This window comes from Micropruina sp., assembly GCF_047602085.1.
Taxonomy (GTDB): Bacteria; Actinomycetota; Actinomycetes; order Propionibacteriales; family Propionibacteriaceae; genus Micropruina.
This window is the reverse complement of record NZ_JASGID010000004.1, coordinates 339,007-353,506: the sequence shown is the minus strand read 5'-3', so window position 1 is coordinate 353,506 and position 14,500 is coordinate 339,007. Positions and strand designations below refer to the sequence as shown.

Genomic DNA, 14,500 nt, shown 5'->3' with positions numbered 1-14,500 from the left:
CCCAGCAGCCGCAGTTCGAGCCACCCGCCGACGACCTCGGCGCGGTCGAATCCGTCCTGCGCGAACCCACCCACGCGACGCTGCCGCTGCACAAGCTGGCCCCTGAGGCAGCGCTGCGCCGGCTTGAGCTCACCATCGTGCGGCGCCTGGAGGGGTTCCTGCACGGCGACCACAGGGGGCTCTTGCCGGGGCCCGGCTCTGAGACCAACGACGCCCGGCTCTACGTGCCGGGTCAAGATGACGTGCGCAAGATCGACTGGGCGGTCACCGCGCGCACCCAGGCGCCACACGTCCGTGACACGATCGCCGACCGCGAACTCGAGGTGTGGGCGCTGCTCGACGTCACGCCCTCGATGAACTGGGGCACCGGCGGTGTCACCAAGCGCGACCTGGGTATCGCCGCGATCGCCACCATCGGCTTTCTTTCGCAACGGATGGGTGACCGGTTCGGTGGCCTGATCATGCGGCCGGAACGCATCAAGCGGTTGCCGGCCCGCTCGGGCCGAACCGCCCTGTACGGGCTGTTGCGACGCATGCTCGAAGAGCCGATCGTGCCCGACCACAGCAGCGGCCCGTATTCACTGGCCACCGGCGTCGAGCAACTCACCCGGCTGCAGCGGCGGCGCGGCATGCGCATTGTCGTGTCCGACTTCCTGTCGGCAGGCGACTCCGAACTTGATCCGAACGTCGAACCCGACTGGGAGCGTCCGATGCGCCGGCTGGCGGTGCGCAACCAGGTGCTGGCCGTCGAGGTCGTCGACAAGCGCGAGATCGAGTTTCCCGACGTGGGCGATATTCTGATCCGCGACCCCGAGACCGACTTTCAGCGCTACGTGAACACCAGCGACGCCGGTGCCCGCGAACGCATGGACGCCGCGTCAGCGGCCCAGCGTGAACGCATCCGTATCGCGCTGCGCCGGGCCGGGGTCGCGCACATCCAGTTGCGTACCGATACAGACTGGGTGCAAGACATCGCACGGTTCGTGCTCGCCTACCGGCGGGTGGCGGGCATGTTGCACCAACCGCCGCAGGGGGTGAGCAAGTGAACCTGGAACAGATGTTCCTCAACCCCGAGCGGTTGTGGTGGTTGGTGCTGGTCCCGTTGCTGGTGGCCGCCTACATCTATCTGACCCGGCGCAAGAACCGGTCGGGCATGCGGTTCACCAACACCGCGATCCTCGGCGCGGTGGTGCCGGTGCAGTCGCAGTGGCGCCGGCATCTGGCCGTGGCGCTGTCGCTGCTCAGCCTGGTGGCGCTGACCATCGCCTGGTCGCGGCCCAGTGGCGTCGACCGGGTAGCGCGGGAGCGGGCCACCATCGTGCTGGTGATCGACATCTCACAATCGATGGCCGCAACCGACGTCAAGCCCAACCGGCTGGATGCCGCCAAGGCCGAGGCCAAGGAGTTCGTCGCCTCGCTGCCGGTCGCCTACAACGTGGCGCTGGTCAGCTTGTCGGGAAACCCGGCCGCCCGCATGCCGCCGACCACCGATCGCAGCCAGGTGAACCGTGCCATCGACGCACTCACCCTGCAGGACTCCACTGCCATCGGAGACGCCATCAACGTGGCTATGGCCACCCTGCAGTCGGCACCCAAAGGCACCGACGGCTCAACGCCACCCGGCGCCATCGTGCTGCTGTCGGACGGGCAGAACACTGCCGGGCGTTCGCCCACCCAAGAGGCGGCAGCGGCGGCCAAGGCGACGGTGCCGATCTACACCATCGCCTACGGCTCCGAGAACGGCTACGTCGATCTCGACGGCAAGCGCGAGAAGGTGCCGCCCGACAAGGAGTTGCTGCAGCGCATCGCCAGCATGACCAACGGCCAGGCCTATGCGGCCGAGAACGTCGGCCAGCTTGATTCCGTGTACAAGAACATCCGTAGTGAAGTGGGCTACGAAGAGGTGCGCAAAGAGGTCACGGCCACCTGGGCGGGCTACGGCCTGGCCTTCGCCGTGGTCGCGGCTCTCGCGGCCGTCTCGCTCGGAGCAAGGTGGCCCTGATGATTGCGATGATCTCGTTCATAGAGCCGCAGCGGCTGTGGTGGCTGCTGCTGATCCCGGTGCTGCTGCTGCTCTACGTGGTGCTGCTGCTTCGCAAGAGCAACCGCACGCGCACCACGGGCATCACCAATCTCGACAAAGTGCTGCCGAAGCAGCAGGCCTGGAAGCGGCACATCGCGGTCGGGGCGGCCGTGCTGTCGCTGGCCGCCTTGAATATGGCGTTCGCCAAGCCGTCCGACCAGGTGGACGTGCCGCGGGACCGGGCCACCATCGTGATCGCCATGGACGTGTCGCGCTCGATGATCGCCGAAGACGTTAAGCCCAACCGGCTCGATGCCGCGAAGACTGCTGCCAAGGACTTTCTGGGCATGCTGCCGACCCGGTTCAACGTGGCGCTGGTGGCCTTCGCCGGCTCGGCCTCGGTGGTGGTCGCGCCCACCACCGACCGTGGGCTGGTGTCGAAGGCCATCGATAACCTGCAGGTGGCACCGTCGACATCTATTGGTGAGGGCATCTATTCGTCGCTCGACGCACTCGCACTGGCTCCCGTTGATCCAGACCATCCCGATGATCCAGCGCCCGGCGCCATTGTCTTGCTCAGCGATGGCTATACGAACATTCGGCGATACTCGGCACCTGCGGCGCAGGAGGCAAAGAAGCGCGGGTACCCCATTTACACGATCGCCTACGGAACTGAAGACGGATACGTGGTCGATCAGGGCCGCCGTGAGCCTGTCCCGGTGAATCATGAAGAACTTCAGCGCGTGGCGGATCTTTCGGGCGGCAAGAAGTTCTCTGCAGATTCGGCATCTCAGCTAACCGAGGTCTACAAGAGCATCGCTCAGCAGGTGGGGTACGTGAAGGTCGAGCAAGAGGTCACCGAGTACTACGCCGGCTGGGCGCTCGGGTTCGCGGTGATCGCGGCGATCGCGGTGATCAGCCTGGGCGCCCGCTGGCCGTAAGAGCTTTCGGCCGTGCCGCTTGCACCTCGGAAGAGGGACCCTGTCGAGAGATTCCGCAGGTGGGCGAAGTCGACGGGTTGCCGCCCCAGCACGCGCCTGAGTGCCTTCTCGTTGCTCGACGTGGCTGCGCCACGACTTCGCTCGTCGGCGGCACTCGTGCACGCACTGGAACGACGCCCAACTCGGCAGCCCATCTGTGGAATCTCTTGAGGACGCGCTGATCAAAGCAACCCTCGTTGGTTGAGCCTGTCGAAACCCGTTGAACGCGACCTTCGTTGGTTGAGCCTGTCGAAACCCGTTGCCGCAGCACTATGTCTGAGGTCTCGACAGGCTCGACGAACGAAAAACCAGTATTTTCGCTTGACGCATCATCGGTCGGTTGAGTTGCGTCGAAACCCCTCGTCGGCGGGCGCTCAGTTGCCTTCGAAGCGGACCGGTTTGCCGCTGAGGTAGCCGCTGATCGCCTGCTGGGCGTCGTGGGTGCGGGCCAACATGGCAACCAGTGGGTGCAGCCTCTCGACCGCGACCCTCGGGTCGGTGAGGGCCAGCCGGGCATTCGCAAGCGTGGCCTGAACGGCCAGCGGGGCCTGGGCCGCGATCCGTTCGGCGATCTCGACCGCCGCGTCGATCTGCTTCCCGTGGGGCACCACCTTTTGCACCAGCCCGATGCGAAGGGCCTCGACCGCGTCGAAAAGGTCGCCGGTGAGCAGCCAACGCATGGCGTCGCCCCAGCCCAGCCGGGGCAGCCGCACGGTGGCACCGCCGAACGCCACGATGCCGCGGGCCACCTCGAGTTGGGCGAATCGGCTGCTGTCGGCTGCGACCACCACGTCTGCGGCCAGGGCGAGCTCAATGCCCAGGGTCAGGCAGGTGCCCTGCACGGCCATCACCACCGGTTTGGCCACCGGCTCGGTGAGCAACCCCCACGGGTCGATGGTTCCCGCCGGAACCAGGTCGACGCGGCCCGCCACCAGCGCCGGCCCGACGTCGGCCAGATCGAGTCCCCCGGTGAAGTGGTCGCCCACCGCGTACAGCACGCCGACCCTCAGCTCGGAGTCGGTGTGCAGCCGGGCATAGGCAGCGGCGAGCTGATGCAGCATCGCCAGATCGGCCGCATTGCGCTTGTCGGGCCGGTTCAGCCCGATCAGCAGCAGTCGTCCCCGTTGCTCCACCAGCACCCGCTCATCGGTCACCCACCCATCCAACCTCGGCGCGCCCGTGTTGTCACCGCCCCCGTGCCCGCGTGCTCACCCCGACGGTGCTCACGCCGACGTTGCTCAGGTTCGGGTTGGTTGCTCAGGTTCAAACCTGTGCAACGAAGCTAAACCTGAGCAACGTCGTCCAGCGTGGCGGGGGCCGGGGGCCGGGGGCCGGGGGCCGGGCCGGGGGTGTGGGGTGGTGAGGGGGTGGCCGGTGGGGCACAATGGATGCACTCCGGATGCCGAGTGATGCAGGGGAAGGCAACTACTCGGCTGAAGGAGTTCACCATGGTGACCACCCATGGAGTGGTGCAGATTCACTCTGCGCCGTCCGCGCTGTGCCCGCACGTCGAATGGGCCGTGGGCGGCGTCTTCGGCGTACCCGTGCGCCTGTCGTGGGCTCCGCAGCCGGCCGAGCGGGCGAGCTACCGCACCGAATACGCGTGGACGGGGCCGGTCGGGTCGTCAGCCAAGATGGCCAGCGCGCTCAAGGGCTGGCAGCGGCTGCGGTTCGAGGTCACCGAGCAGGCTACCGAGCACTCCGAAGGTGTGCGCTACAGCTACACACCGCTGCTGGGGGTCTTTCATGCCACCATCGGGCTGCACGGCGACGTGATGATCAACGAGCAACGGCTGCGGGCGGCAGTGGTGCGGGAGGCTCTCGGCGGGCGGAGCTTGAACGAGGCGGTCGACGACCTGCTCGGCACCGCCTGGGATGACGAACTTGAGGTGTTCCGGCAGGCCGGCGACGGTGCGGACGTTCGCTGGCTGCACCAGGTGGTCTGACCCTCGGGTTCGAACTGCGACAGGCCCGGACAAGCGGAGTCGATCTTCTTGGCGGTGCAACCAGCGCCGATTGGGCTTGTCGAAAACCCTTACCGGCAACGGGCCGTGGCTCCGCGGGCGGATCGGGAGGGTGGGGGTGCGGCGACTGTTTGCGTCACAGCGGTGTATCTGGGGTCTCGACAGGCTCGACCAGCGGAAATCAGTGTTTCCGCGGGCCGCGGCTCCGCGGGCGGATCGGGTTGGGTGGGGGTGCGGCGACTGTTTGCGTCACAGCGGTGTATCTGGGGTCTCGACAAGCTCGACCAGCGGAAATCAGTGTGTCCGCATGGACAGCCGCACCCGCGCAACCTTTCAGCGCGAGACGTTTGCGTTGGTCACCGCGACCGCGACGTTGGCGCCGCCGAAGCCGAAGCTGTTGTTCACCGCAGCCAGGTCGCCAGCACCCAGCGGACGTGCCACATTCGCCGCGATGTCGATGCCCAGGTCGGGCTCGATGTCGTGCAGGTTGATCGTCGGCGGCACCAGGCGCTCGCGCAGCGCCAGTACGGTCGCGATGGTCTCCAGCGCGCCGGCGCCGCCCAACAGGTGTCCGGTCATCGACTTGGTTGAAGTGACCACGCAGTTGTCGACCGCCTTGCCCAAGCCGTGCCGAATCGACCCGGCCTCGGTCACGTCACCCTGCGGCGTCGAGGTGCCGTGAGCGTTGACGTGAACGATGTCGGACGGGGTCAGCCCGGCGTCGGCGATGGCTTTCGTCATCGCGTTGTACTGGCCCTGGCCGCTCGGGTCAGGTTGCACGATGTCGTGGCTGTCGGCGGTGATGCCAGCACCGGCCAGGGTGCCGTAGACGGCAGCGCCGCGGGCTTTGGCATGCTCCAGGGTCTCGATCACCATCACCGCGGAGCCCTCGCCCATGACGAAGCCGTCGCGGCCCTTGTCCCACGGTCGCGATGCGGCCTCGGGGTCGTCGTTGCGACGGCTCAGTGCCTGCATCTGGCCGAAGGCGGCGATCGGCAGCGGGTGAATCGTGGCCTCGGTTCCGCCGACCACCGCGATGTCGGCCCGGCCCAGGCGCAGTTGGTCGATGGCCAGGGCGATTGCCTCGTTCGACGACGCACAGGCCGACACCGGTGTGTGTACGCCGGCCTTGGCCGAGATCGCCAGGCCGACGTTGGCCGCGGGGGCATTCGCCATCAACATCGGGATGGTGAACGGGCTGACCCGACGGTAGCCCTTGTCGCGGTGCGCATCCCAGTTGTTCAGCAGCGAATGCAGGCCTCCGATGCCGCTGGCCAGTGACACGATCAGCCGGTACGGGTCGACCTCGTTGGCCCTGGCCCAGGTGAGTCCCGCGTCTTGCCAGGCCTCCTGTGCCGCGATTAGCGCGAGCTGGGTCGACCGGTCGAGCCGCCGGGCTTTCACCCGGTCGATCACCTCGGACGGGTCTTGGGCCACGTACGCGGCGATCTTGACCGGCAGTTCGTCGGCCCAGTCCTCGGGGATCCGCCGCACGCCCGACTTGCCGGCCAGCAGGCTAGCCCAGGTGGTGGCCAGGTCGCCGCCCAGCGGTGTGGTGGCGCCGAGTCCGGTGATGACAATCTCGGTCATGAGTCCTCCGAGGAGTTGAAGTGTGTGGTGCGGGGCCACGAGGGCCCCGCACGGTGGGCGGTGAGCTGTCGCTCAGCTATGCGCCTCGATGTAGGCGACCGCGTCACCCACGGTCTTGAGGTTCTTGGAATCCTCGTCGGGAATCGTCACGCCGAACTTCTCCTCGCAGCCGACGATGATCTCGACCATTGCGAGCGAGTCGACGTCGAGGTCGTCGACGAAGGACTTATCCAGCTGGACGTCCTCGACCGGCACACCGGCGACGTCGTTGACGAGCTCAGCAAGCTGAGCGCGGATCTCTTCGGTGGTGGCCATAGGGGTTCTCCTTGTCGTAGAGGGCCTCTTTCCGGGGAATTCCGGAAGAACTGTGGGGTCAGGGCAGCGTAACGATCTGGCCGGCGTATACCAGGCCCGCGCCGAATCCGATCAGCAGGGCGGTCTGCCCCGATTTCGCCTTGCCGGTGGTGAGCAACTGGTCCATCGCCATCGGCACCGAAGCGGCTGAGTTGTTGCCGAACTGCTTGATGGTGCGAGCCACCACCACGCGCTCGGGCAGCTTCAGGTGCCGCAGGATGGCGTCGGTGATCCGGTTGTTGGCCTGGTGCGGAATGAACACGTCCAAATCGTCGGGGGTGAGCCCGGCGGCGTCCAGCACCTGCTTGGTGGCGTCGGTGATGAATCCGCTCGCCCACTTGAACACCGAGCGACCGTCCATTGCGAGGTAGGGGGTCTGGCCATTGGCGACGGCCTCGCTCCACTCGGTGGTCTGGCTGATCGCCTGCGATTGCCCACCGTCGGAGCCCCAGACCACCGGGCCGATCCCATTGATTTCGCTGGGTCCGACCACGGCCGCGCCGGCACCATCGGCGAATAAAAAGGCGGTGGTGCGGTCATGAATGTCGGTGAAGCGGCTCAGCTCTTCAACGCCGACCACCAGCACGTACCGAGCGGCACCGGAACGGACCAGCGACTCGGCCTGACCCAGGCCGTAGCAGAAACCCGCGCAGGCGGCCGAGATGTCGAAGGCGGCACCGTTGGTGCCCAACTGGTGGGCCAGCTTGGCGGCCAGGCTCGGCGTCTGGTGAAAATAGGTGACTGTCGACACGATCACCGCGCCCAGCTCGGACCCTTCGATGCCGGCCCGTTCGACGGCGCGCTGCGCAGCGGCAAGTGCCATCGACTCGACCGTCTCTTCTTCGCCCACCCAGCGGCGCTCTGCAATTCCGGTGCGTTGCTGGATCCACTCGTCGGAGGAGTCGATGTAGGTACACATCTCGGCGTTGTCGATGACCCGCGAGGGAACGTACGAGGCCACGGACAGCACTCTGGCGAAGGGGTTGCCGGTGCTGGCCTTGATCGAGACGCTCATGCCGCCGTACCCGCATGCGCGGCGGCGAACGTCCGCGCGTCATCCAACTGATCAGGGGTGTTGAGATTGAACAACGCGACTCCCTTGAGGTTGCGCTTGGCGATTCCGGTGAGGGTTCCCGATGGGGGCAGTTCGAGAATGCCGGTGACACCCAGACTGCGCAGGGCATCGAGGCAGAGATCCCACCGCACCGGGTTGCCCACTTGGCTGACCAGGCGGGCCAAGAACGCGGCACCGCTGCCCACCGCTGCGCCGTCGGCGTTGCTGAGCAGCAGGGTGCCGGGGTCGGACGGGCTGAGTGTTGCAGCGAGTTCGTTCAGCGTGGCCACCGCGGGCTGCATGTGCACGGTGTGAAAGGCGCCCGCGACACTGAGCTGAATCACCCGGGCGCGGGCCGGGGGATTGGCGGCCAGCACGGCCAGTTGCTCGACCGTGCCCGCGGCGACGATCTGACCCGGCCCGTTGTTGTTCGCGGCGGTGAGGCCGGCGGCATCGATGGCGGCCAGCACGTCCTCAGGTGCGCCGCCGACCACGGCCATCATTGAAGTGGGCCGCACCGCAGCGGCCTCGGCCATGCCCCGGCCGCGGGTGGCCACGAACGCCATCGCCTCGGTGGGGGTGAGCACACCGGTGACCGCGGCCGCGGTGATCTCGCCGACGCTGTGCCCGGCCACCACGTCGGGCACGGGGCCGTCGGCGAGCAGAGCCTGTGCGGCGACGATGCCGGCGGCGACCAGCACCGGCTGCGCGATGTCGGTCTGCCGGATCGTTTCGGCGTCGGCCTCGGTACCGGCCTGTGCGAGGTCGAGCCCAGCCACCTCAGACAACGTCTGCAACTGTGACCGGACGGCTTCGTCGGCGAGCCAGGGTGCCAGGAACCCCGGTGTCTGGGCACCTTGACCTGGTGCGAGAATTGCAAGCACGGCACTACTCTTGCGCGAAACCCGCTCTGAGTGACAGTCGGACATGACGAAAAAGCGACAGACCTTCTTGTCGGGTTCTCACAACGCCGAGCGTAGCCACAGCCAATGAAACGTCCTCGGCTTTTGTGGTACTACGACGTCATGAGCCGTCCGAGGGTGACGGCGAGCCGCAGCACGTAGGCGCTCCGGGCGTCTGCTGGGTGGTAGCCGGAGACCTCGGCGATGCGCCGCAGCCGGTACCGCACCGTGTTGGGGTGCACGAACAGCGTGCGCGCCGTGGCCTCCACCGATCCGCTGTTGTCGAGGTAGGCCACCAATGTCTCGAGCAGGTCGGCGCCGGCGTCGCGCAGTTGCCCGTATATCTCCCGGGCCAGCATTCGGCGGGCGTGCCCGTCCCCGGCCAGCGCCCGTTCGGGCAGCAGATCTTCGGCGGCTACCGGCCGGGGCGCGCTCGGCCAGGCGTCCGCGGCCCGGATGCCCGACAGCGCGCCGCGCGCCGAGGTGGCCGCCTCGACCAGGTCGCTCACCTCAGGGCCGACCACGATTTGGCCTGGCCCGAAGTGCTCGGCGACCTCGGTGATCACCGACAGCGCCGTGCCGGCAGCCCCCGACAGACCGCCCAGCACCACCACCAGCCGGTCGCCCTGGGTGGAGGCGAGCAGGTCGAACCCCCGCTCGGCGACCAATCGACGCATGGTCTCGATCGCAGAATCCTTGGTCGGGGCACCGCCGATGGTCACCGTGATCGCGGCGGGCGAGCGCCAGCCCAGGGCCGAGGCCCGCGAGAGCACGGTTTCGTCGGCTTCGCCGCGAATCACGGCATCGACCACGAGGGCCTCCAGCCGGGCGTCCCAGCCGCCCCTGGCCTCGGCTGCGCGGGCGTAGACCTCGGCCACGCCGAACGCGATCTCACGGGAGTACTGCACGATGCCCACGAAGACCATCGGACGATCGCCTCGGCCGACCACGCTCTCTAGCTGCCCCTCGACAGTGTCGATGGTGGTGCGGATCAGGTCGACGCTCTGGTGCAGGGTGATCCGCCGCATCAGGGCGCGCGGTGCCGCGTCGAATACGGCCGACGGGTTGACGTCGCGCCCTTCGTCGGCGAACCACTGCACGAACCCGTCGATGCCGGCCCTGGCGACCAGGGTGACCCAGGAGCGGTGCTCGGCGTCCAACTCGCCGAACCAGGGGTGCCGTTGCTCTATTTCTGCGAGTGCCTCGGTGGTCAGGTCAGCCGCCGAGGCGGCCAGCCGTTTGGCGATCGTGGTGCGTTGCCGCGGGGACGGCTGCCAGCCGCGTCCGATGCCGGGTATTGCTGCCACCACACTCCCTTCGTAGCCTTGACAGCGTAGCGAGCCGCGTCCGTGGGCAGGATCACTGGCCTGAAACCGCTGGTTCGTGAACCGTAATCTCGAACGGAGCCGCTTCGGCGTCGTTTCGACGTACACGTGCTGATCAATGGGCCCACTGCTGGTTGAGCTACGTCGAAACCCGTTGCTGCAGCGGTGTGTCCGGGGTCTCGACAAGCTCGACCAGCGCTGGTTGAGCTTGTCGAAACCCGTTGCCGCAGCGGTGGGTTCGGGGTCTCGACAAGCTCGACCAGCGACAGATCAGCGTTTCGACAAGCTGCGCCGGCGGTGGTTTCGATCCGTTCAACCCGGGAGGATCGGGTTCAGCGAAGGAGGTTCGATGGACCCGGTGGTGACATTGCGCGAGATCGCGTACCTGATGGAGCGCGAGCGCGCGGACAGCTACCGGGTGCGGGCGTTCCGGCGCGCCGCAGAAACTCTCGAGGCGATGAGCGCGCAACAGCGCGCCGAGCACGCCTCCGCAGGAAGCTGGAAGCAGGTGCCGGGCCTCGGGGCCACGTCGGTGACCGTGATCGAGCAGGCCCTGGCTGGCCGGGTGCCCGACTATCTGGCCGCCAAGCGGGCCAGCGCAACCCCGCTGGTCGACCCGCCGCCGCCGTTGCTGCAACGGCTGAAGGGCGACCTGCACACCCATTCCACCTGGTCGGACGGCAGCAGCTCGATCGAAGAGATGATGCTGGCGGCGCGGGCACTGGGCCACGAGTACACAGCCGTCACCGACCACTCACCGCGCCTCACGGTGGCGCGCGGGCTGAGTGCGGAGCGGCTGGCCGACCAGCTCGACCTGATCGACGTCCTGAACCAGGTACTGGCCCCGTTCCGGGTGCTGAAGGGCATCGAGGTCGACATTCTCGACGACGGCCGGCTCGACCAGTCGCCGTTCCTGCTCAACCGGCTCGACATCGTGGTGGCCAGCGTGCACTCCAAGCTGTCGATGGATTCCGAATCAATGACCCATCGCATGGTGGCTGCCATCGCCAACCCGCGCAGCAACGTGCTGGGCCACTGCACCGGACGGCTGGTCGAGGGCGAGCGCGGCACCCGCGGCCAGAGCTCGTTCGACGCCGAGGTGGTCTTCGAGGCGTGCCGCGCGTTCGACGTCGCGGTCGAGATCAACAGCCGCCCCGAGCGCCAAGACCCGCCGGACGATCTGCTGGCCCTGGCCCGTGACGCCGGATGCCTGTTCAGCATCGACACCGACGCTCATGCCCCGGGTCAACTGGAGTTCATCGCCTACGGCGCCGACCGGGCCGCTCGGGCCGGAATCGATCCCGACCGGATCATCACCACCTGGCCGTTGCAGCGCCTGCTCGACTGGGCGCGCGGGTAGAGCTTCTGCCGATCCGTGGGCGCCCCGGTGTGCGCGCTGCCCGGATGAGGCAGGATGGTCCCCGACCCACCCGGGCGGCTCGGCCGCGTACGTCGCGGTACCAACCGGGTTCGCGTATGAAGAAAGGACTTCACAGTGGCCATGACTGAGAACGTCGGCCCGATCCTGAACGGTCTGCCCACCGGCTTGCCCGACATCGACTCGGAAGAGACGGCGGAGTGGCTGGACTCACTCGACGGCATCATCGACGAGGGCGGCCGCAATCGGGCGCGCTACATCATGCTGAAGCTGCTGGAGCGGTCGCGGGAGCGCCACCTGGGGGTGCCTTCGCTGACGGTCACCGATCATATCAATACCATTCCGCCGGAGAGCGAGCCCTGGTACCCCGGTGATGTCGAACTGGAGCGCAAATTCCGCCGCCTGGTGCGTTGGAACGCTGCGATAACGGTGCACCGGGCCAACCGTCCGGGCATCGGCGTCGGCGGCCACATCTCGTCGTTCGCGTCGTCGGCGACCCTGTACGAGGTCGGCTTCAACCACTTCTTCCGGGGCAAGGACCACCCCGGTGGCGGCGACCAGATCTTCTACCAGGGTCACGCCTCGCCCGGCATGTACTCCCGGGCGTTCCTCGAGGGCCGGCTCGACCAGGCCGACCTGGAGGGCTTCCGCCAGGAGCACAGTCATGTGGTCGACGGACGCGTCCGTGCGCTGCCGTCCTACCCGCACCCGCGGCAGATGCCGACCTTCTGGGAGTTCCCGACCGTTTCGATGGGGCTCGGCCCGCTGGATGCGATCTACCAGGCGCAGTTCAACAAATACCTGCACAACCGGGGCATCAAGGACACCTCGCAGCAGCGGGTGTGGGCCTTCCTCGGCGATGGTGAGATGGACGAGCCCGAGAGCCGCGGCGCGCTGCAGCTCGCCTCCTACGACGAGCTCGACAACCTGACTTTCGTGATCAACTGCAACCTGCAGCGGCTTGATGGCCCGGTGCGCGGCAACGGCAAGATCATGCAGGAGCTGGAGGGCTTCTTCCGTGGTGCCGGCTGGAACGTGATCAAGGTCGTCTGGGGTGCCGGCTGGGATCCGCTGCTGGCCGCCGACCGCGATGGCGCGCTGGTCAACGTGATGAACAACACCCCCGACGGCGACTACCAGACCTTCCGGGCCAACGACGGCGACTACGTCAAGGAGCACTTCTTCGGACGCGACCCGCGGGTGGCCAAGATGGTCGATGCCTGGGACGCCGAGAAGATCTGGAAGCTGACCCGCGGCGGTCACGACTATCACAAGGTGTATGCGGCCTATAAGGCGGCGACCGAGTTCACCGGCGCACCGACCGTCATTCTCGCGCACACCATCAAGGGCTACTTCCTGGGCTCGCACTTTGCCGGCCGCAACGCCACCCACGGTATGAAGAAGTTGGCGCTGGACGATCTGAAGCAATTCCGTGACCGGCTCGACATGCCGATCACGGACGCCGTGCTCGAGGCCGACCCGTACCGGCCGCCCTTCGTCAACCCGGGGCCGACCGACGAGCGCATTCAGTACGCGTTGGAACGCCGGCGTGCGCTGGGCGGCGGGCTGCCGCAACGCCGCAACAACCCCAAGCCGATCAAGCTGCCCGACGACTCGGCCTACGCCTCGGTGAAGAAGGGCTCGGGCCAGCAGCAGATCGCCTCCACGATGGCCTGGGTGCGGCTGTTCAAAGACCTGATGCGAGACAAGGAGTTCGCGCCGCACGTGGTGCCGATCATTCCCGACGAGGCGCGCACCTTCGGCCTGGATTCGTTCTTCCCGACGATCAAGATCTACAGCCCGCACGGCCAGACCTACACCCCGGTCGACCACGAGCTGATGCTGGCCTACCGCGAGGCGAAGACCGGCCAGATCCTGCACGTCGGCATCAACGAGGCCGGCTCGATGGGTGCCTTCGCCGCCGCGGGCAGCGCCTACGCCACGCACGGCGTGCACATGGTGCCGATCTACATCTTCTATTCGATGTTCGGCTTTCAGCGCACCGGCGACTCGATGTGGGCCGCCGCCGACCAGCTGGCCCGTGGCTTCTTGCTCGGCGCCACCGCCGGCCGCACGACGCTGGCCGGCGAGGGCACCCAGCACATGGACGGGCACAGCCACATTCTGGCTTCCACCAACCCGGCCATGCGCTGCTACGACCCGGCCTACGCCTACGAGATCGCGCACATCATGCAGCACGGTCTGCAGACGATGTACGGCGAAAACCCGCAGGACGTGATCTTCTACATCACGCTCTACAACGAGCCGATGGTGCAACCGCGCGAACCCGAGGGCGTCGATGTCGAGGGCATCAAGCGCGGTATCTACCTGCTCAAGGAGGGTTCGTTCGAGGGCGTGGGCGAGAACGCTCCGCGGGCCCAGTTGCTGGCCTCCGGGGTCGGTGTGCCGTGGGCACTGGAGGCCCAGGAGTTGCTCAAGAACGACTGGGGCGTGGTGGCCGACGTGTGGAGCGTCACGTCGTGGAACGAGTTGCGGCGCGACGGCTTGGCGGTCGACGAGCACAACTTCCTGCACCCCGACGAAGAGCCCCAGGTGCCGTTCGTGGCCAAGCAACTCGGGGGCCGTCCGGGGCCATTCATCGCGACGTCCGACCACATGCGGTTGCAGCAGGACCAGATCGCCCAATGGGTGCCGGGGGAGTACCACTCGCTGGGTGCCGACGGCTTCGGCTTTTCCGACACCCGGGCCGCGGCCCGCAGGTACTTTCACATCGACGGGCCGTCGTTGGTGGTTCAGACCCTGCAGGCGCTGGCCAAGAAGGGTCAGGTCGACCCGGCTGCCGCCAAGCAGGCGGCCGACAAGTACCGGCTGCTCGACGTGACGGCCGGAGCATCCGGCAGCGCGGGTGGCGACGCCTGATCGCTGGCGTTCACGGGCCGGCACTTCCACCTCGGGGGTGCCGGCCCGGT

The 14,500-nt window shown here is 67.4% G+C and carries 12 protein-coding genes; 6 read left to right on the top strand and 6 right to left on the bottom strand.

Annotated features, from left to right (window positions below):
- The first annotated feature begins 56 nt into the window (after nucleotides 1-56).
- The 3 genes from QM721_RS07985 to QM721_RS07975 are packed head-to-tail and all read left to right on the top strand — an operon-like array spanning nucleotide 57 to nucleotide 2,964.
- The gene (locus QM721_RS07985; protein WP_415121051.1) at nucleotides 57-1,046 is read left to right on the top strand and encodes a DUF58 domain-containing protein; all 990 of its coding nucleotides are present in this window, start codon (nucleotides 57-59) and stop codon (nucleotides 1,044-1,046) included.
- A gap of 11 nt (nucleotides 1,047-1,057) precedes the next feature.
- The gene (locus QM721_RS07980) at nucleotides 1,058-2,002 is read left to right on the top strand and encodes a VWA domain-containing protein (protein ID WP_415121049.1); all 945 of its coding nucleotides are present in this window, start codon (nucleotides 1,058-1,060) and stop codon (nucleotides 2,000-2,002) included.
- The gene (locus QM721_RS07975) at nucleotides 2,002-2,964 is read left to right on the top strand and encodes a VWA domain-containing protein (protein ID WP_415120722.1); all 963 of its coding nucleotides are present in this window, start codon (nucleotides 2,002-2,004) and stop codon (nucleotides 2,962-2,964) included. Before QM721_RS07980 ends, QM721_RS07975 begins: the two co-directional genes overlap by 1 nt.
- A gap of 413 nt (nucleotides 2,965-3,377) precedes the next feature.
- On the opposite strand, the gene QM721_RS07970 is transcribed toward QM721_RS07975, so the two are convergent.
- On the bottom strand, nucleotides 3,378-4,157 hold the full coding sequence (locus QM721_RS07970) for a crotonase/enoyl-CoA hydratase family protein (RefSeq protein WP_415120720.1): 780 nt from the start codon (nucleotides 4,155-4,157) through the stop codon (nucleotides 3,378-3,380).
- Nucleotides 4,158-4,454: 297 nt separating this feature from the next.
- On the opposite strand from QM721_RS07970, the gene QM721_RS07965 reads away from it, so the two are divergent.
- Nucleotides 4,455-4,949, top strand: a complete 495-nt coding sequence (locus tag QM721_RS07965) for a DUF3145 domain-containing protein (RefSeq protein WP_415121047.1) — start codon at nucleotides 4,455-4,457, stop codon at nucleotides 4,947-4,949.
- A 351-nt stretch (nucleotides 4,950-5,300) separates the two neighbouring features.
- Here the strand turns inward: QM721_RS07965 and QM721_RS07960 are convergent, their stop codons facing one another.
- From QM721_RS07960 to QM721_RS07940, 5 genes are all read right to left on the bottom strand, one after another.
- Nucleotides 5,301-6,557 (bottom strand): beta-ketoacyl-[acyl-carrier-protein] synthase family protein, encoded by a 1,257-nt coding sequence (locus QM721_RS07960; RefSeq protein WP_415120718.1) that lies wholly within the window; start codon nucleotides 6,555-6,557, stop codon nucleotides 5,301-5,303.
- Nucleotides 6,558-6,629: 72 nt separating this feature from the next.
- The gene (locus QM721_RS07955; protein WP_264700703.1) at nucleotides 6,630-6,872 is read right to left on the bottom strand and encodes an acyl carrier protein; all 243 of its coding nucleotides are present in this window, start codon (nucleotides 6,870-6,872) and stop codon (nucleotides 6,630-6,632) included.
- A gap of 58 nt (nucleotides 6,873-6,930) precedes the next feature.
- Nucleotides 6,931-7,926 (bottom strand): beta-ketoacyl-ACP synthase III, encoded by a 996-nt coding sequence (locus tag QM721_RS07950; protein ID WP_415120716.1) that lies wholly within the window; start codon nucleotides 7,924-7,926, stop codon nucleotides 6,931-6,933.
- The gene (locus QM721_RS07945) at nucleotides 7,923-8,849 is read right to left on the bottom strand and encodes an ACP S-malonyltransferase (RefSeq protein ID WP_415120714.1); all 927 of its coding nucleotides are present in this window, start codon (nucleotides 8,847-8,849) and stop codon (nucleotides 7,923-7,925) included. The genes QM721_RS07950 and QM721_RS07945 overlap by 4 nt, the downstream gene beginning before the upstream one ends.
- A gap of 131 nt (nucleotides 8,850-8,980) precedes the next feature.
- Complete coding sequence (locus QM721_RS07940) at nucleotides 8,981-10,174, bottom strand: PucR family transcriptional regulator (RefSeq protein ID WP_415120712.1); 1,194 nt, start codon at nucleotides 10,172-10,174, stop codon at nucleotides 8,981-8,983.
- A gap of 367 nt (nucleotides 10,175-10,541) precedes the next feature.
- On the opposite strand from QM721_RS07940, the gene QM721_RS07935 reads away from it, so the two are divergent.
- Together QM721_RS07935 and aceE are read left to right on the top strand one after the other, a co-directional pair.
- Nucleotides 10,542-11,552, top strand: coding sequence for a PHP domain-containing protein (locus QM721_RS07935; protein WP_415120710.1), 1,011 nt, complete (start codon nucleotides 10,542-10,544; stop codon nucleotides 11,550-11,552).
- Nucleotides 11,553-11,693: 141 nt separating this feature from the next.
- Entirely contained in the window at nucleotides 11,694-14,450 is a 2,757-nt protein-coding gene (gene aceE / locus QM721_RS07930) for a pyruvate dehydrogenase (acetyl-transferring), homodimeric type (protein WP_415120708.1), read from the top strand.
- Nucleotides 14,451-14,500 lie beyond the last annotated feature (50 nt).

Coding starts and splice junctions, on each gene's coding strand:
- QM721_RS07980 (WP_415121049.1), top strand. CDS start 1,058: ATGTTCCTCAACCCCGAGCGGTTGTGGTGGTTGGTGCTGGTCCCGTTG.
- QM721_RS07975 (WP_415120722.1), top strand. CDS start 2,002: ATGATTGCGATGATCTCGTTCATAGAGCCGCAGCGGCTGTGGTGGCTG.
- QM721_RS07955 (WP_264700703.1), bottom strand. CDS start 6,872: ATGGCCACCACCGAAGAGATCCGCGCTCAGCTTGCTGAGCTCGTCAAC.
- QM721_RS07935 (WP_415120710.1), top strand. CDS start 10,542: ATGGACCCGGTGGTGACATTGCGCGAGATCGCGTACCTGATGGAGCGC.
- QM721_RS07950 (WP_415120716.1), bottom strand. CDS start 7,926: ATGAGCGTCTCGATCAAGGCCAGCACCGGCAACCCCTTCGCCAGAGTG.
- aceE (WP_415120708.1), top strand. CDS start 11,694: ATGACTGAGAACGTCGGCCCGATCCTGAACGGTCTGCCCACCGGCTTG.
- QM721_RS07960 (WP_415120718.1), bottom strand. CDS start 6,557: ATGACCGAGATTGTCATCACCGGACTCGGCGCCACCACACCGCTGGGC.